Consider the following 20711-nt stretch of genomic DNA (forward strand, 5'->3'; position numbering starts at 1 on the left):
CAACTATGATCCTAAATAAACTGATGAAAGGCATCCCCCATGAGGTGATAGAGGGGGATGACCAAGTGGAGATCGCACGGATAACCAATGACTCGCGTACGGTACGCCCGGGCGAGCTCTTTGTGGCTATCCGCGGGACCGTGACCGATGGCCACGACTTTATAGCGCAGGCGGAGGCCAACGGAGCGACGGCCATCCTCTGCGAGACGGTGCCCGAGAGCCGCAAGGTGGGGGTCACCTATGTGCGAGTGGAGCACACCGATGTGGTGGTGGGACCGCTTGCCGCCAACTTTTATGACCACCCATCCGATAAGCTCACACTGGTGGGGGTCACCGGGACCAATGGCAAGACAACCATCGCCACACTACTCTACCGACTCTTCACGAGCCTCGGACACAAGAGTGGACTCATCAGCACCGTCTGTGTGATAGTGGATGGACAGGAGATTCCCAGCAAGCTCACCACACCGGATGCTCTGACCCTCCAAGCCTACTTGGCGCATATGGTGGAGGCGGGGTGCGAGTACGCTTTTATGGAGGTCTCCTCTCACTCGGTCGTACAGCACCGGATCGGTGGGACGACCTTCCGTGGTGGGATATTTACCAACCTGACCAGGGATCACCTCGATTTTCACAAGACGTTTGCAAACTATCTGCACGCCAAACAATCGTTTTTTGACGGTCTGCCCAAGGAGGCCTTTGCCCTCACCAATATCGATGAGACCAACGGTGCTGTGATGGTCCAAAACACCCAAGCCGAGGTGCATACGTATGCGCTGAAGCGGGATGCGGACTTCAAGGGGACCATCGTCGAGCAACACTTGGACGGTACGGATCTATTCATCAACGGGACAGAGCTGACCACAAGACTCGTGGGAGCGTTCAACGCCTACAATATCCTCGCAGTCTACGGAGCCGCCATGCTGCTCGGTCAGGAGCACGGAGAGGTACTCCGTGTGCTGAGTGGCCTCCGTCCGGTGGATGGGCGATTCCAGACAATGTCTTCGCCCAAGGGCTATGTCGCTATTGTCGACTTTGCCCATACGCCCGACGCCCTCCAAAATGTCCTCCAGACCCTCACCGATCTCCAAAAACAACATGGCGGACGGATCATCACTGTGGTGGGAGCCGGTGGGGATAGAGACCACGGCAAGCGACCAATCATGGCCGCAACGGCTGTCCGCTACTCCGATCTGCTCATCCTTACATCCGACAATCCTCGGAGCGAGGAGCCCGAAGCCATCATCGCCGACCTGTATTCCGGTCTGAGCGAGGACGAAACCCGGCGCACGCTCTGCATCACCGCACGCCGAGAGGCTATCCGCACAGCCTGCACCATGGCGATGCCACAGGATATCATCCTCATCGCCGGCAAAGGTCACGAGCCCTACCAGGAGGTCAAGGGCGTCCGCCATCACTTCAGTGACGTAGAGGAGGTCCAGGCTGTTTTTGAAACCGAGAAGAAGAAGGACTGATGCTTTACTATCTTTTTGAGTACTTGCAGCGACTAAATATACCCGGTGCCGGAGCTTTTACCTACACCTCCACCCGGGCTGCGCTTGCCCTGGTCCTCAGCCTTGTCGTGGCCACTCTCATAGGTGACAAGATCATCGATCTCCTCAGACGCAAGCAGATGAGCGACTCTATTCGTCCGCTGGATATCGAGGGACAGCTCGCCAAGGTGGGGACACCCAGCATGGGCGGGATCATTATCCTCCTCTCACTGCTTGTGCCGGTCCTGCTGTTTTGCCGGCTCAATAACATCTACATTCTCCTGATGATCGTCACCACGATTTGGCTCGGAACACTCGGCTTTGTGGATGACTACGTCAAGGTTTTCAGGAAAAACAAGGAGGGGATCCACGGGCGCTACAAGCTCATTGCGCAGCTTGGACTGGGTGTGCTGGTCGCTATGGTGATGCTCACCAGTCCTGCGATAGTGATCAAGGACAACGCTGAGGTCCTCACGGAGCATGGCGAGCAGGTGGTGGAGTTTACGACCACGGAGGTGCGCTCCCTCAAGACCACGATCCCATTTGTCAAAAACAATAACCTCGACTACGCAGAGGTGGCGCAAATGATCGGCATCGGTCGAAACAGCGAGCTATTCACGATGATTTTTGTCACGCTGATCTTCGTCTTCATCGTCATGGCTGTCTCCAATGGTGCCAACCTCACCGATGGACTCGACGGCTTGGCTACCGGCTCTTCTGCCATCATTGGAGTGGTGCTGGGGGTCTTTGCCTACATGAGCTCGCACATTCAGTTTGCCTCCTACCTCAATATCATGTTCATCCCGGGAGCAGAGGAGCTGGTTATCTTTGCCGCCGCCTTCATTGGTGCGACGGTAGGTTTTTTGTGGTACAACGCCTATCCGGCACAGGTCTTCATGGGCGACACGGGTAGCCTTATGCTGGGAGGGATCATAGCCGTCTTTTCCATCATTATCCGCAAGGAGCTTCTTTTGCCCATCCTTTGTGGCGTGTTTTTGGTCGAGACACTCTCGGTGATTCTTCAGACCACTTACTTCAAGTACACCAAGCGACGTACCGGCAAAGGGCGTCGTGTCTTCAAGATGACCCCCCTGCATCACCACTTCCAAAAACCCGGCAACGGCACCATCGATGCGCTGATACAAGCCCCTGTGCGTGCCGTCCCCGAGTCCAAGATCACTGTCCGCTTTTGGCTGATAGGGATACTGCTGGCTGTGCTGACTATTGTTACACTAAAGTTTAGGTAGATCGTATGGATTACATTATAGTACTTGGCGGGGGAGAGAGTGGCCTGTGGAGTGCGCTTTTGGCCCAAAAGCAGGGGTCGCGCGTACTACTCTCGGACAGCGGTATGCTCTCGACCAAGACACGAGAGCTACTGGCGCAAAGCCATATCCCCTACGAGGAGGGTGGGCATCTACTCCCCGACCTTGAGCAAGCCACGGCAGTCATCAAGAGTCCCGGCATCCCCGACACAGCTCCGGTCGTCCTGCGGTGTCGTGAGGCCGGTGTCCCGATCCTATCCGAGCCCGAGTACGCCGCACGCTTCGCCGGCACCTCCACCCTCATTGGCATCACCGGTAGCAATGGCAAGACCACTACCACCACCCTCACCGCCTACCTCCTCCGCGCCTGTGGGCTGGATGCCATCGCCTGTGGCAATATCGGCACCTCGCTGGCCCACTGTGTCGCCTCCGACCCCCACGACTACTACGTCATCGAGCTGAGTTCCTTTCAGCTCGACCACATGTACGACACCGATCTCCGAGTGGCGGCTCTGCTCAATGTCACACCGGATCACCTCGATCGCTACGACCACAGTCTCGACAAGTATGCCGATGCCAAGTGGCGCATCTTTAGGGCCCAGACACCCGATGACCTGCACATCATCAACCTCGATGACCCCATCACTCGCCAACTCATCGACCGATCACCGGCACTTTGCTCCCGAGAGTACACCTTCTCGCTAAAGGACGACCGTGCCACAGCCTACTACCGAGACGGGATCATCCGCATACACACGGACCGCGACACCACAGCCGAGCTCGACTTTGCCGACATGCGGCTCAAGGGCGAGCACAATGCAGCCAATGTCATGGCCGCCTGCCTGATCCTCTCCGCTCTGGGGGTCCAAACAGCCCTCAGAGATGGTACGGTCCAAAAAGCCCTCAACCACTTTGCCGGCATACCTCATCGCATGGAGCATGTGGGTACGTGGCACGGAGTCACCATGATCAATGACTCCAAGGCCACCAATATCGACGCCACCCACTACGCGCTGGGCGCCATGGCACCTGCAAGTACCATCCTCATCCTGGGGGGTACCGACAAGGGAAACGACTACAACGATATCCTGCCACTCGTCCGCCAAAAGTGCAAGGCACTCATCTACCTCACCACCGACTCCCAAAAGCTCCACGCCACCTTCGACGCACTCCCCATACCGGCCTATGATGTCCGGAGCATGCCCGAGGCCTTTGAGCGACTTCGTCTCCTGGACACCAAGCCGGGAGATACCTTCCTCCTGTCACCGGCCTGTGCGTCGTTCGACCTATTTCACAACTACGAGCACCGTGGAGACTGCTTCCGTGACGAAGCCCGCAAGTTGGCCGGCACCCAGACAGAAGCGTGATCGACCTATGGGGCTTTTTGATGAAAAAACGCCCCCCTCGTACCCCTGTCCACCACCCTTGGCGGGCAAGCGGGTCGCTCCACTCCGTTTTTTTGTGTACCTTTACCAATGGAGCGATGCTGAGGTACAGCATCAAGTCTCCCGTAACTTCAAAAAGAAGAAACAAACTATGAAGAAGATAATTATGGCCGCCACAGCGGTACTTGCACTCTCCATGAGTGCCATGGCACAAGATTTGTCATTCATCGTCAATGCCGGATACCAGGGAGCCAACCTGGCCAATATTGACAAAAAGACAGCCAAGGCGGAGTTGCTCAATGGCTTCAGAGGTGGTGTCGCTGTCGACTGGACCTTCCTCAATCTCGGAGTCACACAGCTCTCCGTACAGCCCGGTGTTTACTTCTCCATGAAGGGAGCCAAGCTGGCTTCCCTAGATGTGAATAAAAAGCCGGTTGACTTGATCCGTCAACTCAACTACATTGATGTCCCTGTGCTCCTCAATGCACGCTTTGGACTGGCCGATCACACCAATGTTTTTGTCAACGCCGGACCCTATGTGGCATTCGGGATCAATGGCAAAACCAAACTGGCAAAGCCCGACAAAGAAAAGTCTATCAGCGATATAGACCTCTTCAAGGACAAAGTCTACAACCGCTTCGACTGGGGTATGCAAGTGGGTGCCGGAGTAGAGTTCAACCGCTTCATGGTCGGTGTGGGCTATCAGCTCGGCTTGCAGGACCTCAGCAAGGGAGTCAATATGACCTCCTCCGAAGCTTTCAAAAAAGCAGAGGACTGGTTCCGCTCCTCCTTCGCTTCAAAGACCAACAACACCAACTTCTTTGTGACCGTCGGCTATCGCTTCTAAGGGCGCACCAAGGTCTTAGTGAGAAAAAAGACCCCCGATAGGGTCTTGTCACTCCGGAGGATGTGTGAATGCACACATCCTCCGTTTTTTTTTGTGTAGGAAATCGGCCGATCCGGTCGAGGAGGGCAAAACAGATCAGCAGAATCCGAATCCTTTCTTCATCCAAAAAGCCCCTGAAATGGCGGGAAAACAGACCTTTTTGGGGTTCAAAAACACCCCTTTTGGACGCATTGATATTGAGATACTTACACGAGACCTCGAGTTTCACGGATAGAAGCAAAAGTTTTCACGGATAGAAGCGAAAGTTTTCACGGATAGAAGCGATCGCTTAGACGGATAGAAGGGAAAAAGTTCGTGCACCCGGGCAAGTGCTTTTTGTCCGAGGAGAGAGTGCCGAAAACAGGTCACCGGCACTCGGCTTTGGCCCTTGGCAGAGGTTGTCCATGAGGTGTCGGGGGAAATTGGATAGTTCGGGATAAATGTCTACATTTGTGACAGAGGAGGGGCTTTTGGAATGTAAACACACCCATAGGCGATTCCAGGCTGTACGGCTTGGAATTGCTATTGTTTACTGGGTATTCGGTCACCGGCGAAGCTCCCGGTGTAAGCAAGATAAACCAACACAAAACGAAACAGATATGGACTACATCTACATGACCGAGGAGGGCTACAACAACCTCCTCAGCGAGATCCGCAAGCTCGAGGAGATTGATCGCCCACAGGTGATCACCGAGATCGCAGAGGCCCGTGAAAAAGGGGACCTCTCCGAAAACGCAGAGTATAGTGCGGCGAAAGAGAAGCAAGCGACGCTGGAGGACAAGATCGCTCATCTGCGGATGCAGCTGGCGAGTGTCAAGATCCTGGACACCTCCAAGATGGACACCTCCAAAGTGCAGATACTCAGCAAGGTGACCATCCTCGACCTGAAGCGCAACAAGGAAAAGACCTACACCATAGTCTCCGACAACGAGAGCAACCAGCGCGAGGGCAAGATAGCCGTCTCCACCCCCATAGCCAAAGCACTCATAGGCAAAGGAGTAGGGGATGAGGTGGATATAGAGGTGCCGGCAGGCACCCTGAGGTTCAAGGTACTCAACATAGGATTCTGAGACAAAAATGACACTGTTTTCCAAAATCATTGCCGGCGAAATTCCCTCCTACAAGATTGCGGAGGATGAGCACTTCTTTGCTTTCTTGGACATCAATCCGGTACAGCCCGGGCATACCCTTGTCGTACCCAAGCGGGAGGAGGACTACCTTTTCGACCTATCCGATGAGGAGCTTGGCGGCCTGATGACCTTTGCCAAAAAGGTGGCGCGAGGGATCAAGGGTGCCACAGGTTGCCGAAAAGTGGGTGTCGCTGTACTGGGACTAGAGGTCAACCACGCACACGTCCACCTGATCCCGATCACCACGGAGGGTGACATGGATTTCCGAAAGAAGCAAAGTCTGGATCCTAAAACGATGCAGGCCATAGCCGAGTCCATCCAAAAAGCGATGCACCAATAGGTGTCGTGGTGAGGAGTTTTTGGTGAAATGGAGCCATAGGGATTGGATCCTTTTTCTTAAATAACCCTTAAAAAACATAAGTTGCCTCTATTTTTACCCTCGTTTTTGGGGTGTGAACCAAAAAATACGTATCTTTCGGATCGAAGTACAAGCCCTGTCATCAGGCGGACTATCCTAGGCGACTGGGAGTCGGACGGTTGTCAGCCACCGTGGAGAGTTGACTTGATGAGAGGCGGTACAGGATAAGATAATAGATAAATGTAGAGTTTTGGACCGGTGTCGGGAGTGATGCCTCTGTGGCAAAAAGAGACTTTGCGTGCAGATGCATGACTGGCGAATCCGGCAGATTTATTCACATGATAAGCAATCCAATTCCGAGCTTGCTCGTGGTATGCTGGGGCATACTGGCAGGGACACCGGCCGTCGCCCAAAGTCACCACGGAAAGCAGGCCATGCCGATGGGACACACTGCTGCTGTCGCAAAGAGTGACTCCCTAAGTAAAGAAGCAAAAGAAGTGGTGGTGCCGGATCTATCCACCCTATTGGCCGGCTCTCTGGCAGACAAAAAGACGATACTCGACTATGCCACGATCATGAATCAGTCGGTCGGGTGTGGCTCCTCACGGGAGAGCCTTGAGTTCCCGGCGATGGAACTCTATGGCGAGGACTCGTGGACCAAGTTCGTCAACCCCTTTGCCGGAAAAAAAGATATCGATATCCCAAGCGAGTACGAGATCAGCTGCAAAGACTTTGCCTATCCGCTCGACGGTATGCGCCGAGTAAATAGCGGGTACGGCTACCGTCGTAGATTTAGGCGTATGCACCAAGGCATTGACCTAAAGCTGCAAGTGGGAGACACAGTACGCAGTTGCTTTGACGGTCGAGTGCGCATAGTGGACTTTGAGCGTCGTGGCTTTGGCAACTACGTGGTCGTGCGCCACGCCAACGGCCTCGAGACGGTCTATGGACACCTCAGCAAGCACAGTGTGCGAGAGGGTGACATCGTGCGCGCCGGTGACCCGATAGGGCTTGGAGGCAATACCGGACGCTCCACCGGACCACACCTACACTTGGAGATGAGGTTCATGGGTATTCCGATCAACCCGGCACAGATTGTCGACTTTGAGACCGGGCTCCCGCACAGTGAGACCTATGCCTTTTCCAGACAGACTGCTCGCAGTGCGGGCAAGAGCAGAGTGGCTCGCAGTGGCGGAGGCGGTGCCGGTAGCGATATCAAGGTCATCAAGATCCGGAAAGGAGACACCCTTGGCAAGATCGCTCGCCAAAACGGTACGACGGTACGCAAGCTCTGTCAGCTCAATGGGATCTCCACCCGCACCACACTGAGGGTGGGACGCTCGCTCCGCGTCAGCAACTAAAAATATATCCCCGGGCGCAAAATAGCACCCGGACAACAGTATAGCCCTACACACCCCCGACAGCACTGCTGTGCCTAGTCGGGGGCTTTTTCATAACCCCCGACCAATTCCCAACAATGACCACTCCCCCTGCTCGACGCCTAGTCCTACTCATCTTCCTGCCAATCTTGCTTGTGGCGACAGCTAGGCCGGTCGTGGCTCAGAGCCGCCTGCGGTCTCCCAAGACCAGTCTGGAGGTATATGCACTCTTTGACAACCGAGAGTACGACCAAAGCCCCTATGGATCCGGCTATACTGTGGCGGGTATCCGTGCAGTGCCTACTCTTGTGTGGACATGGAGAGGACACCACTCTCTGCACCTGGGGGCGAGTGTTTTCAAGCAATACGGCACACCGGACACCCGGACACTCTTTGCCCCCGTCGCCTACTACAGACTGCAAAAAGAGGCGTGGAGCCTGACCACCGGTATCTTTGACAAAAAACTGGCCTATCGTGGTACAACAGATAGATTTGAGACAGCCAAGATCTACCTCCTCAACCCCTATATGGCCGGGCTGCTTGTCGGCTATGATCGCTCGTCGGATCGCTATGCACATCTCTGGATCAACTGGATGAACCAAAAGGATATCGGGGTGCGTGAGCGTTTTCGTGCCGGACTGGTCACCTCGTATGCCCGAGATGGCTTTTTTACCACCTCGGCTTGGAGTATGCAGCATGTGGCGTCGGAGCAACGCGCCGAGGTGCTCTCCGGAGTGGTGGAGGATCTGCAGGCGGAGATATTGGTCGGGTACAAGTGGGCACCGACCCCTCGAGTGGATCTGTCCTTTGCCACCGGAGTGTATGGAAGCTATGAGCGTGATCGGGTGGCACATGAGTCGTACCGCTGTGCGGGATTGATCGCAGAACTCAAGGCACGCTACCACAGAGTAGGACTGGAGGGCTACACCTACTACGGCACCGGACACCAAAAGCTGAGAGCCAAGTATGGCGAACTACTCTACCAAGAAAACCCCTTCTTGCAGGATCGATCCTATACCCAAATCCAGGGCTTTTGGCAGATCTGGAGCAACCATGGAGTAGACCTTCGCTTGGATCTAGGTCTGCATCTGATCCCCAAAGGCCTCTATTCGCACCAAGCCCTTACCCTCAACGTCGCTCTCTAGAGAGGCCGGTCGCACATTTTGGGGATTGGGGACCGAAAAAACGGGCGACGACAGTCGGCAAACCGACTTCTCATGATCGGGACAAAAGGACTGTACCAAAGTATCGTTTTTTAGGTATCTTTGGTTGTAATAAGTTCCGAGACCCATGATTGACCGACTACCCCACCGACTATCCCATCTCCTCGTCGCAATGCTTCTTTTGGCACTGGCCGTACCGGCACAGGCTACTCCCCCGCCTATGGAGGAGGTGTTGCGTGCGCTTTCGTCCGGAGACACTCGGCCTGCGGAGGAGGTGCTTCGTGGGCTCAACAAGCGACAAAAGCGGACCTTTGCCAACCGTCTATTGGCAGCTCGTGTGGCTCTATGTCGCATGGAGGTCGCACAGGCTCATGAGGTACTGGACGGTCTGCGTGAGCGAGAGATTACCGACACAGTCGCCTATGGAGCCGTGATGACCCGACTCCGCATCGCTGAGCGAATGCTGGGTGCCAAGCAGAGTATCCAGCTGCTGGACTCGATCATTGCAGATGAGACACGCACGCTCCTCGCACGACAGCAAAAGGACTTTGGCGCACTGGGGACAGGTGACAGCATAGGGTACGTCGCACGAGGAGCCCAGGTGCGGTGGACCGTCCTACCCAACACCGAGGGCGGAAGTACCTTTGGTCTGGTGACGCTCCTCGCGGATGGTACATGGGATGAGGAGCATATTCAGCCCATAGAGATACTCGGGCTGGATCCGGCCGGTCAGGTGAGCTATCCTTTCTTGATGTCGGATGGGAGGACCCTCTACTTTAGCTACAACGGCCCCGGGACCTTGGGTGGAGCGGATATCTATGTGAGCCGATACGATGCCGAAAATCACACTCTTCTCGTCCCGCAACAATTGCCACTGCCAATCAATACCCTCGCCAACGACTACGCCTACCGGATAGATGAGGGATCCGGCATTGCCTCTTATATCACTGAGTGGCAGGCACCGGATGGGTTCGCTCGGTACGTGGTATGCCGCTCACTACCCGATGGGGTGCCGACAGCACTCTTGGACTCTGTCCCCGTTCAGCCTGCCGGTAGAGCAGTCGTCTCACTCCTGAGTGTGCAACCCGAGACCGAATCCCCCACTCTTGTGGATGACCCGGAGCCCCTCTTTTTTATCGCCGACAAGCCCATCCATGGAGTCTCCGACCTGACCCGATCAACCGCACGACAGACGCTGGAGCGCTACCTGAGGATAGAGTCTTCTCGCCAGGATCTCCTTCAGCGACTGACGCAACTGAGGCAAAGCTACCGCGGCGGGAGCTCTCGGGCCGGATCGGATGAGATTCTCGCACTCGAGGAGCAGGAGCAACTCTACTACAGGGAGCTGAAGGCCCTCCGAAACGAAGTTATCAGACAAGAACAAAACCTATGACACTCATGCTACTGATCCTTGTCTTGCTGGTCGCTGCGCTGGTGGTAGCGACACTCATATTGGGGGAGCTTTTTCTCTTTCCGGGCTTTGGAATCTCCGGAATACTCGGTATCTCCACCCTCTTCGGCATCAGTTGGTACCTCCTCTCTATTGGTCAGCTCTCGTTACTCATAGCTTTTGCCGTGGCCTGTCTGGCCTTTTTCGTTCTCGGCTTTTGGCTCCTTAGCCGGAAAAAGGTCCTGCGAAAGATCTCGCTAAGCACCTCCGTGGACGAGGTCGTCAATACCATCCCCCCGACGATCACTCGAGGTGCGCGTGGTATCTCCTCCAGCCGACTTGCCCCCGGAGGCAATATCCGTATCGGTGACCATATCCTCTATGCCGAGTCCGAGGATGGATTCATCATCGAGGGGGTCCCGATCTACATTTCTCGGATTACCAACAACAAGATCTACGTCCGCATGGACCGCGAAAAAATCTACGAAAGCTAAGAGACTAACCACTGACCACACTACAGAAAAACGCCATGGACGTGAGCTTTCCTTTTTTGAACATAAGCATCCTCTTGCTTGCACTCTTCCTCCTAGTCGCTCTCATCCTGCTTGCCCGAAAGTTTTCGCTAGAGAAGACCGTGGACGAGGTCGTCAATACCATTCCACCGACAGTCACCAAGGGAGAGCGTGGCATCTCCGGCAGTCGGCTGGCTCCCGGAGGCAATATCCGAGTCGGTGACCATATTCTCTATGCTGAGTCCGAGGATGGATTCACCGCAGAGGGGGTCCCCATCTATATTTCCCGAATCATGAACAACAAGATATACGTCCGTATGGATCAAGACAAAACAGTAAACAACCACTAACCACACAAGAAGTAAAATCTTATGGATCAATACGCCTTATTCCTGACTATGATGGTCTTGCTAGCCATCATTGTCCTAACGATTTTTTTCAGATACTTCCCGATACTCCTGTGGATCTCAGCCATAGCATCGGGCGTGCGGATATCGCTCTGGCAGCTCTTCCTGATGCGGATCCGAAATGTTCCCCCGAGTGTGATCGCCAAGGCAATGGTAGAGGCACACAAGGCCGGGATCAAGCTATCACGCGATGAGCTCGAGGCGCACTACCTGGCCGGAGGGCACGTGGAGCAAGTCGTGCATGCACTGGTGAGTGCCAGCAAGGCCAATATCGACCTACCATTTGGCATGGCCGCCGCCATTGATTTGGCCGGACGTGATGTCTTTGACGCTGTGCAAATGTCCGTCAACCCCAAGGTGATCGACACCCCTCCCGTCACAGCAGTGGCCAAGGATGGGATCCAGCTCATCGCCAAGGCGAGGGTGACCGTGCGTGCCAATATCAACCAACTCGTCGGTGGTGCCGGAGAGGAGACGATCCTAGCCCGAGTGGGAGAGGGGATTGTCTCCAGCATCGGATCCTCCGAGCGACACACCATCGTCCTCGAAAACCCCGACTCCATCAGCAAGCTCGTCCTCCGAAAAGGCTTGGATGCCGGTACTGCCTTTGAGATTCTCTCTATAGACATTGCCGATATCGACATTGGCAAAAACATTGGTGCCGTACTCCAGATGGATCAAGCCCAAGCCGACAAAAACATCGCACAGGCCAAGGCAGAGGAGCGCAGAGCCATGGCCGTCGCTCAAGAGCAGGAGATGCGTGCCCTAGCACAGCAGGCTAGAGCCAAGGTCATTGAGGCAGAGGCAGAGGTGCCTCTCGCCATGGCCGAAGCATTTAGGAATGGCAACCTGGGAGTCATGGACTACTACAGGATGAAGAATATCGAGGCCGACACCCAGATGCGCGAAGTGATCGCCACACCGACATCCACCAAGAGCGACGACAAGCAACTTGACAAGGAGGACGGAAAGGAGACCAGACACAAACACTAAAAAAAAACTGAGCATGAGTAAATTCGTAATCCCATCCTCCGAACTCATCATCAATGAGGACGGATCCATCTTTCACCTACACATCAAGCCGGAAGACCTGGCCGACAAACTCGTCATCTGCGGTGACCCCTCGCGGGTAGACAAGATCGCCTCCTACTTCGACACACAGGAGGTCAATGTCACCAGCCGAGAGTTTCACACCATCACCGGCACCTACAAGGGCAAGCGAATCACAGCCCTGTCGCACGGTATCGGTGGTGACAATATCGAGATTGTCATGAATGAGCTCGACGCACTGGCCAATATCGACTTTGCCACACGCACCGCACGTGACACCCACCGAACACTCACAGTGGTGCGGATCGGCACCAGCGGAGGGCTGCAGGACAACACTCCCATCGGCTCCTATGTCGCCGCTGAGTATGCGATCGGCTTTGATGGCGTTTTGCACTTCTATGAGGACGCCGACAAGGTGGTCGATCACGCTTTTGAGGACGCACTGGTCAAAGGTCTGGACTGGAAGATCAAGGGGCTGAGGCCCTATGCGGTCAAGGCACCGGACGAGGTGGTTCGGCAGTTCACCGACGGCACAGGTATCGTCCATGGTTGCACCATCGCCTGCAACGGCTTCTACGCCCCCCAAGGCCGTCGCCTGAGAGGCAGGCTGGCCGATCCGGATCTCAATGCCAAGATCATGGCCTTTGAGCATGAGGGTAGACGCATCACCAACTTTGAGATGGAGTCCTCCGCCCTAGCCGGTATTGCCGCCATCCTAGGTCACCGAGCACTCACCATCTGTACCATCATTGCAGGGCGCAAGAGCGAAAACATGAATACCACCTACAAGGACTCGCTCAGCAACCTCATCGAGATCGTGCTGGACCGAATCTAGTCCACTGCGCCACCGAGCGTACCAATTTTAGAGCGAGGAGGGGTCAAAAGTCTGTTTTGGCCCCTCCTCGCTCTGCTTTTGGCGAATAGGACTTCGGCCACCATTCCCTCCCATGAGGAGACTCTCGGAGGGCGACCGAATGCCCTACCGAGTGCACCGAGGAGGTCGACAAGGTCTTGGCAGACATAGCCAGGGGCTTCAAGCCAGATCCCGTACTTTGATCAAGGTCCCAGCTCTCCAAAAAGGGGGAAAAACAGACCGTTTTTGGGCCCTCAAAAAGCCCTCTTGGTAAGTGTTGGTAATCAGATGCTTACAAAGAACCTTGCGTTTCACGGATAGAAGCGAAACTTTTCACGGATAGAAGCGAAACTTTTCACGGATAGAAGGGATCGCTTAGACGGATAGAAGGGAAAAAACGGCACTGCCCAAAAACAGATTTGCCGACCCCGGCTCGGCCGACCATTTTTACGACCCTTGTCGGGGTCGTGTTTTCTTGATCGGATCCCACATTACGATCTAGAGCTCAGGGCCGAGCGGTGAGCCGAAGGGATAGCCGGAGCACCAAAATCGGCATCTGATACTTTTTTCGTACTTTTGTAAGTGTACCTATCGATAAAGTAATGGGAAAAGTAATCGCAATATCCAACCAGAAGGGCGGTGTCGGCAAGACGACAACGACGATCAACCTGGCGGCCTCACTTGTGGCGCTGGAAAAGAAGGTCCTCATCATCGATGCCGACCCTCAGGCCAATGCCACCAGTGGTCTGGGCGTGGTGGCTCCCTCGCCCGACCGGACCATCTACAGCTGTATCCTCGGAGAGCAGGATCCACACGACTGTATCGTGCCCACATCCGTGGAGGGGCTGATGATCCTCCCGTCGCACACCGACCTCGCCGGAGCCGAGGTGGAGCTCATGAAGATCCCCCGGAGGGAGTACGTGATGAGAGAGGTGATCGCCAAGATCAAGGACGACTACGACTACCTGCTCATCGACTGCTCGCCCTCGCTCGGACTGACAACGATAGCGGCACTGGCGGCAGCGGACTCCGTGATCATACCGGTGCAGTGTGAGTACTTTGCACTGGAGGGGATCAGCAAGCTGCTAAGCACTCTGCAGGTGGTCAAGAAGCGACTCAATCCGGATATAGATATTGAGGGATTTTTGATGACCATGTACGATGCCCGGACCCGACACTCCAACCAAGTGTACGAGGAGGTGAAAAAGCACTTCAAGTCCCTCGTCTTTACCAGCGTGATCCACCGCAACGTGCGACTCAGCGAGGCCCCAAGTTTTGGAAAGTCGGTGCTCGACTTTGACCTGGACAGCCGTGGCTCCCAAAACTACCTACAGTTGGCACGCGAACTGCTAGAGAAAAACAAGACAACAAACTAAGTACCCACCATGAGCAAAGCACCACAGCGAAGCACCCTGGGACGCGGTCTCGACGCACTGATCAGCACCGACTATGTCTCCGGCAAAGAGGTCGAGACAGAGGGCTCCTCGTCGATCAACGAGATACCGCTCGCGAATATCACGCCCAATAAGGAGCAACCACGTACCGACTTTGACGAAGAGACGCTCCGTGAGCTGGCAGACTCGATACGGCACATAGGGCTCGTGCAACCCATCACCGTGTATGAGCTGGAGGAGCAACCCGGACACTACCGGATCATCAGTGGCGAACGCCGCTACCGTGCCGCACAGCTGGCACAGCTGGAGACACTGCCGGCCTATATCCGCACCGCCGCCGATGAGCAGGTGATGGAGATGGCCCTCATCGAGAATATCCAGAGAGAGGACCTCAACGCTATAGAGATCGCACTCGCTTTCAAGAAGCTGATGGACAACTACAGCCTCACGCAGGAGCAACTATCCGACCGTGTGGGCAAAAAACGAGCCACGATCGCCAACTACCTCCGACTGCTACGTCTGCCGGCCGAGATACAGATGGCTCTCAAGGATGCCAAGATCTCCATGGGGCACGCTCGAGCACTGCTGGGCGTAGATGACCCGGAACTACAACTGGCCTTTTACGAGCAGGTGGTGAAGGACTCACTCTCCGTACGCCAGGTGGAGCAGATGATCCGAGACTACCTATCGGGCAGTGACGAACCCAAGAGCAAAAAAACAGCCAAGCAACGGAGCACAAACTCGGAGTACGATCTGCTGAGCAGACGCTTTAGTGACCTTTTCAAGACCAAAGTGAGCATGAAGGTCAATGAAAATGGCAAAGGCCGGATCTTGATCCCATTCGAGAGCCCCCAACAGCTCGAGGAGATCATAGCCATGCTCGACAAGCTATGAGCAAAAGGAGGGGAACCATCTCGGCACTCGCCATACTGGCTCTGCTCATGGCTCTCCCGGCGCAGGCCGAGGTGTACCATGCCGATACCACGCTCCTCCGATCACTGACGGCGGAGCCGGTCGATACCCTGTCCGCTCCGACGGACTCGACCGTCCTGAGTGCACCGACCCCCAAAAGCCCCGCCAAGCTCGACTCCAAGATCGCGCTGCTCTGCAGTATCATACCCGGCGGCGGACAGATCTACAACCAAAGGTACTGGAAGCTCCCAATAGTCCTAGCGGCCTACACCTCTTGCTATTACGCTATCAGCTGGAACAACGCCGCACTCACCGAGTACACCAATGCCTTTAGGGACATCATGAGCGACCGACCTATGGAGAACACCCGCTGGCAGGATTTTATCCCCTACGGTGCAGATCCGGCCTCCTACGTCAGCAATACCTCTTTCCACAACCAATTGAGACGCGGGCGTGACTTTTACCGACGCTACCGTGACCTGAGTATCATTGTCACAGCCGGGGTCTATATCCTCGTCATGATCGACGCCTACGTGGATGCCGAGCTGAGCAACTTTGACATCTCCCCCAACCTGACTATGCAAGCCGGGCCCGCCGTCCTCCTGCCCGACCCCAAGACCGCGGCCCCACAGGCCACCGGAGTGGGGCTACACCTGGCTCTGACCTTCTGAATCAACACCCCGCATGACCCATCGCATCCTACGCCCAATAGCTCTCCTCGCCCTCATACTGCTGCTGCAACTCCCGCTCTGCGCCACAGCACAGCAAGAGGACTCCACACGACTGGATGACCTGGGGTGGTTGCCGGAGAGCTTTGAGATGGAGCTGGACTCACTCCTCAACGAACGCTACAAGCAGTACCACTCCCTCTCCAAGCCCAATACCATATCCGTACAGCGATCGGGCAATACAGACAGCGACACCTACAGGCATCGTGTCAACGCCATGCAAAGTGCCATCCCGCTGACCTACAACCCCATCGTACGCGAAGCCATCGAACTGTACGTCAATCGACGGAGCTCCCTCATCAGCAGGATGCTGGCACGAGCCGCCTACTATTTCCCCATGATCGAGGAGGAGCTGGACAGATACGGACTGCCACTGGAGCTAAAATACCTGGCGATCGTAGAGAGTGCACTCAACCCCACTGCCGTCTCCCGTATGGGAGCCACGGGGTTGTGGCAATTCATGCTCCGCACCGGTAAGATCTATGGCCTACGCATCGACTCTCTCGTGGACGAAAGACGCGACCCGCACAAAAGTACAGAGGCCATGTGCAAGTACTTCACCGACATGTACAGTATCTATGGCGACTGGATGCTCTCCATCGCCGCCTACAACTGTGGTGCCGGAAATGTCAACAAAGCCATCCGGAAAGCCGGAGGAGCCACTGACTTTTGGCAGATCTACCCCTACCTGCCCCGTGAGACGAGGTCGTATGTCCCCTTTTATATTGCCGCCTTTTATGCCATGGAGCACTATCGTGAGCACGAGATACGCCCCTCGGTGATCACAATGCCCCTAGCCGTAGACACGGTGCACATCGCTCGCCGAATGACCTTTGACGAAGTGGCACAGATGGTCAATATCTCGGTAGACCAACTGCAGGAACTCAATCCCGAGTACAAAAAGAACATCATACCGGGCAATGCCGGGACCCAAATCCTCACCTTGCCAACGGCACTGGCACCGGAGTTTGCCATCAAGTTGGAGGAGATACTCGCCTATGAGGCGGCACACCCCGAGGCCGTCCAAAAAGAGGAAGAGGTGATACCCCAAGTCCCGGAGATACGCTACTACAAGGTACGCAGAGGAGATACACTGTCACGGATTGCCCATAAGTACCGAGGCGTGACCGTCAAGGACATCAAGCGCGCCAACCGACTGAAAGGGAACAGCATCAAGCCCGGTCAAAAACTGATCATACCCAACAAATGAGACAGTCGGATCATGCCATACTGCTCATCAATACCGGATCGCCGCGCTCCACAGAGGTAGGGGAGGTGCGTCGCTACCTCCGACACTTCCTCTACGATCCACGCATCATAGGCGCACCGGCATCCCTTCGCTGGTTGCTGGTCAATGGTATCATAGCTCCTCTGCGAGCACTCTCCTCGGCTCGGAAGTACCGCAGGATCTACACCGATGAGGGATCACCGCTTGTCTTCCTCACCGAGCGACTTGCCCGTAAGATGTCGGACCTCAGTGGCACCAAGGTCTACACCTGCATGCGCTACAACCAAGGCTCCACACAGCAGGCCCTCCGCCAAGCTGTGGCTGATGGCATACGCCACCTCACACTCATCCCACTCTTTCCGCACTACGCCATTAGCAGCTGGGAGAGTGCTGTCGAGCAAGTCCGAGCGGAGCATGCACCCTTTTGCGACATACTATCCCTGGAGGTAGTGCCACCCTACTACGATGCCCCGGCATACATCGATGCCGTGGCCCACGAAATAGCCACCAGAGTCAAGCCCGGTACCCACCTCGTCGTGTCACTGCACGGACTCCCGCTCTCACAAGCGCATGCCTACCGCCACGATCCCACCCGTGACTACCTCACCCAGACCGCAAAAAGTGTGGAGCTCCTCGCACAGCATCCACTCTTGCGCAACCTCAGGCTCACGATAGAGATAGCTTACCAGTCACGCTTTGGACATAGTCGATGGCTTTCACCCAACACACGAGAGCGGTTGAGCAAATTGCCGAGCGAGGGATCCAAGGAAGTGGCCGTAGTCTGCCCCGGATTCGTCTGCGACTGTCTAGAGACCCTCTGGGAGATCGAGATAGATGGGCGAGCGGTCTTTGAAAAAGCGGGGGGCCGTACCTTCACTTTCGTTCCCTGCCCCAACGACAGCGACGACATGGTCCGTTGTCTTTTGGAACTGCCACAAAATAAGTAATATCGCCCCGGTAATCCTCCGTCAATTGTGGGGTGTTGCACAGTAGCCCCAGGGGTAATGGGCGTCGAGGTAGCCCATTTGGTAAGCGAGCAAGGCTTGACCGGCTATGTGGCTTTTATTCACCGTGTAGGGGGTAACTCTTACCCACTCTTCCCAGATCTTTTTGAGCGTCCTTTTATCGTGCCCATTCTCTTGTCCTCCGGATAAGAATTGATCCCGTAGCTTGGCGCACTCGTCAGTCTGTTGGGTATACAATGCTCGGCGCAGGCTGTCCGACATTCCGGGCGTGAAGTTGGCGATGGCTTGTGCCAGTTGCATGATCTGCTCTTGGTAGAGAATCATGCCATAGGTCTCAGAGAGGTATTGCTCCATCATAGGCAGGTGGTAGGCAATCGGTTCTCGGCCTTGCTTTCGGGCAATGTACGTGGCAACGGGCTCCGTCCCCTTGCTGTATAATGTAGAGATAGCCACCATCAAGTCGCCAAAGTTATCTGGCGTTATTTCCCTCAAAAATTGTTGTATACAGTGTGCTTCAAGGAGATAAAACCTTCCTCTTCGCTCTTTGGAAATGTGGTTGAACGTTGCCGAATCATCAGTGGGCATATCATCAAGTCGGATCTTTTCACCCAGTTCACTCTCAATGTAGGTGATGCGATCTTGGAGCAACGTGAGTGGGGATAGCGTGAGCATCCCTATCTTGATTGCGGCTGAATCGTACAAAAGGGTGTAGGGGTGGTCCTCTTTGCTCCGGCGGATGAAGCTATTGGCCGGACGAGAAGGTATGAGGTTGTGAATCCTTAGTTCTCGCTTTTTCGTTTGTTCGCTCATTGTCTTTTTCATGTTTGTTTGGATTGGATGGATGATATGTTCTACCTCTATATACGAATGGGAAAGAAAATCAAAATCTCATCTCTCCAATTTTATCCATTTGATGGTCTCCGCATATTCATTATTTGCTGTGCAGTCACCCTCTTTGGTTAGGGTGAAAAGGGGAGCTTTGATCCAGCCATCCACGAACTGGCACTCCTCACCGCAGGTGATAATATAGTGCCACGATTCTTTTGAGGTGTCGTAATAGTATATTTTACAGTCATTTCCGGGAGCACCGCAAGCACCCGTGTAAATAATGGTATACAGCCGATCACCTACCACCTCTATGGCCTTATAACCGAGGTAGATGATGTTGCTTTCGGGCGGAATAAAATCCACCAACGAATGAGTTTGCTTGTCGATCCTGTATAAAAAGATAGAGCCAAAGTCATTGACAGTGTAACAGAAGAAGCTGTTTTTGCTCTCAATTGATAAGGGTTTTGGGGAATCTATATATTTGATTTCTCTGGTGACGAGAGCTACTTCCCCAAGATCCGAACGGATCTCTCTTTTGGTCCAGTTCCCAAAATGGTCTCTGGCAAGGTTCTCCATTGGTATAAAACGTAATGCTTTCAAGCGGAAGAGCTATTTTGTCACTAAAGTATGAGACTGATTTTACCGGTCCTTGTAGCTCAAAGAGCGAGTAGTTATTTTCGTCCATCTGAAACTGCCCTGATTCGTAGAGACGTTGCAAGATAGCAGCACTTTTGTGGCCGGATAGTGCGTCACAGCCTGTGACCAAGAGCGTAAGGGCCATGAGGAGCGACATAAGTATGTTTTTGCCCTTTGCTCCTCGACGAACGCAGATCGTCTGGCTTCGTTTCATGAGGCTTGTCGAGAGACGGGTCAGCTCTTTCTCGTCGACTCTTACCTCAAGGGAGTGGTAGAGATATTGGCGAAGTATGGAGGTCGGTACTCCGGCCTCTATCGCTTTGATCGCCTTTTTGAGCTTTTTGATTACAAAGCCCCACGTGTGCAGAAGCTCCTTAGGCGACAAGGCTTCTTGATGCCCATTAGGGCTAGTATGCTAGGTAGAGTGAAATCCCGGTCCACAAGGATCCGGAGACCCATCTAGAGTCTATTGCTTCACTTTGCGACTATACTATTTTCAGTGAGGGAGAGTGGAGGACGGCCGGGATGACCATTTCCGTAAGATGATGAGCCGGGGTGGGGTGTGCTAAGCTATTTTTTTTTGTAAATTTACAGAGTTGAAAAGGTTTCGGTCTTTTCGGTATATGGGAGGGTGTGAGGTACACAGGATCGTATGGCGGTAAAGTCCGGAGGAGTAGCCTCTGGTTCGAAGGCCTACCCTGGTGATGCCTCGTTGATTAGGCTATTAGTACAATACAAATATAGATCAA

The 20711-nt window shown here is 54.6% G+C and carries 21 protein-coding genes; 18 read left to right on the plus strand and 3 right to left on the minus strand.

From position 1 onward, the window contains the following. The first annotated feature begins 5 nt into the window (after positions 1–5). The 18 genes from AC1EK1_RS02920 (at position 6) to hemH (ending at position 18480) form a co-directional block, all read left to right on the plus strand. Entirely contained in the window at positions 6–1475 is a 1470-nt protein-coding gene (locus AC1EK1_RS02920; protein WP_480305626.1) for a UDP-N-acetylmuramoyl-L-alanyl-D-glutamate--2,6-diaminopimelate ligase, read from the plus strand. Then, positions 1475–2740, plus strand: a complete 1266-nt coding sequence (gene mraY / locus AC1EK1_RS02925) for a phospho-N-acetylmuramoyl-pentapeptide-transferase (protein WP_480305627.1) — start codon at positions 1475–1477, stop codon at positions 2738–2740. Before AC1EK1_RS02920 ends, mraY begins: the two co-directional genes overlap by 1 nt. 5 nt (positions 2741–2745) lie before the next feature. Then, on the plus strand, positions 2746–4125 hold the full coding sequence (murD, locus tag AC1EK1_RS02930) for a UDP-N-acetylmuramoyl-L-alanine--D-glutamate ligase (RefSeq protein ID WP_480305628.1): 1380 nt from the start codon (positions 2746–2748) through the stop codon (positions 4123–4125). Positions 4126–4294: 169 nt separating this feature from the next. Beyond that, a complete protein-coding gene (locus AC1EK1_RS02935) occupies positions 4295–4990 on the plus strand; it encodes a porin family protein (RefSeq protein ID WP_480305629.1) in 696 nt (231 codons plus the stop codon). 638 nt (positions 4991–5628) lie between these two features. Continuing rightward, positions 5629–6099 (plus strand): transcription elongation factor GreA, encoded by a 471-nt coding sequence (greA, locus tag AC1EK1_RS02940; protein WP_480305630.1) that lies wholly within the window; start codon positions 5629–5631, stop codon positions 6097–6099. 7 nt (positions 6100–6106) lie between these two features. After that, entirely contained in the window at positions 6107–6499 is a 393-nt protein-coding gene (locus AC1EK1_RS02945; protein ID WP_480305631.1) for an HIT family protein, read from the plus strand. Positions 6500–6855: 356 nt separating this feature from the next. Then, complete coding sequence (locus AC1EK1_RS02950; RefSeq protein WP_480305632.1) at positions 6856–7878, plus strand: peptidoglycan DD-metalloendopeptidase family protein; 1023 nt, start codon at positions 6856–6858, stop codon at positions 7876–7878. Positions 7879–7994: 116 nt separating this feature from the next. Continuing rightward, a complete protein-coding gene (locus tag AC1EK1_RS02955; protein ID WP_480305633.1) occupies positions 7995–9041 on the plus strand; it encodes a hypothetical protein in 1047 nt (348 codons plus the stop codon). A gap of 145 nt (positions 9042–9186) precedes the next feature. After that, the gene (locus AC1EK1_RS02960) at positions 9187–10452 is read left to right on the plus strand and encodes a hypothetical protein (RefSeq protein WP_480305634.1); all 1266 of its coding nucleotides are present in this window, start codon (positions 9187–9189) and stop codon (positions 10450–10452) included. Then, on the plus strand, positions 10449–10943 hold the full coding sequence (locus tag AC1EK1_RS02965) for a hypothetical protein (RefSeq protein ID WP_480305635.1): 495 nt from the start codon (positions 10449–10451) through the stop codon (positions 10941–10943). The genes AC1EK1_RS02960 and AC1EK1_RS02965 overlap by 4 nt, the downstream gene beginning before the upstream one ends. A 35-nt stretch (positions 10944–10978) precedes the next feature. Further along, positions 10979–11311 (plus strand): hypothetical protein, encoded by a 333-nt coding sequence (locus AC1EK1_RS02970; protein WP_480307232.1) that lies wholly within the window; start codon positions 10979–10981, stop codon positions 11309–11311. A 21-nt stretch (positions 11312–11332) separates the two neighbouring features. Continuing rightward, positions 11333–12361: a flotillin-like protein FloA gene (floA, locus tag AC1EK1_RS02975; RefSeq protein WP_480305637.1), complete on the plus strand. Its 1029-nt coding sequence runs from the start codon at positions 11333–11335 to the stop codon at positions 12359–12361. 13 nt (positions 12362–12374) lie between these two features. Continuing rightward, complete coding sequence (locus tag AC1EK1_RS02980) at positions 12375–13253, plus strand: nucleoside phosphorylase (RefSeq protein WP_480305638.1); 879 nt, start codon at positions 12375–12377, stop codon at positions 13251–13253. Positions 13254–13873: 620 nt separating this feature from the next. Next, a complete protein-coding gene (locus AC1EK1_RS02985) occupies positions 13874–14647 on the plus strand; it encodes a ParA family protein (RefSeq protein WP_480305639.1) in 774 nt (257 codons plus the stop codon). A 9-nt stretch (positions 14648–14656) separates the two neighbouring features. Continuing rightward, on the plus strand, positions 14657–15559 hold the full coding sequence (locus AC1EK1_RS02990; protein WP_480305640.1) for a ParB/RepB/Spo0J family partition protein: 903 nt from the start codon (positions 14657–14659) through the stop codon (positions 15557–15559). Next, on the plus strand, positions 15556–16248 hold the full coding sequence (locus tag AC1EK1_RS02995) for a DUF5683 domain-containing protein (RefSeq protein ID WP_480305642.1): 693 nt from the start codon (positions 15556–15558) through the stop codon (positions 16246–16248). The genes AC1EK1_RS02990 and AC1EK1_RS02995 overlap by 4 nt, the downstream gene beginning before the upstream one ends. 13 nt (positions 16249–16261) lie before the next feature. Next, a complete protein-coding gene (locus tag AC1EK1_RS03000; RefSeq protein ID WP_480305644.1) occupies positions 16262–17515 on the plus strand; it encodes a lytic transglycosylase domain-containing protein in 1254 nt (417 codons plus the stop codon). Further along, the gene (gene hemH, locus AC1EK1_RS03005; RefSeq protein ID WP_480305645.1) at positions 17512–18480 is read left to right on the plus strand and encodes a ferrochelatase; all 969 of its coding nucleotides are present in this window, start codon (positions 17512–17514) and stop codon (positions 18478–18480) included. The genes AC1EK1_RS03000 and hemH overlap by 4 nt, the downstream gene beginning before the upstream one ends. Before the next feature lie 21 nt (positions 18481–18501). Here the strand turns inward: hemH and AC1EK1_RS03010 are convergent, their stop codons facing one another. From AC1EK1_RS03010 to AC1EK1_RS03020, 3 genes are all read right to left on the minus strand, one after another. Next, entirely contained in the window at positions 18502–19320 is an 819-nt protein-coding gene (locus tag AC1EK1_RS03010; RefSeq protein ID WP_480305646.1) for a hypothetical protein, read from the minus strand. Positions 19321–19386: 66 nt separating this feature from the next. Continuing rightward, a complete protein-coding gene (locus AC1EK1_RS03015) occupies positions 19387–19689 on the minus strand; it encodes a hypothetical protein (RefSeq protein WP_480305648.1) in 303 nt (100 codons plus the stop codon). 85 nt (positions 19690–19774) lie between these two features. Further along, the gene (locus AC1EK1_RS03020; RefSeq protein WP_480305649.1) at positions 19775–20347 is read right to left on the minus strand and encodes a hypothetical protein; all 573 of its coding nucleotides are present in this window, start codon (positions 20345–20347) and stop codon (positions 19775–19777) included. Positions 20348–20711: the final 364 nt, after the last annotated feature.

The organism is Porphyromonas sp. C0026D3 (assembly GCF_056590775.1).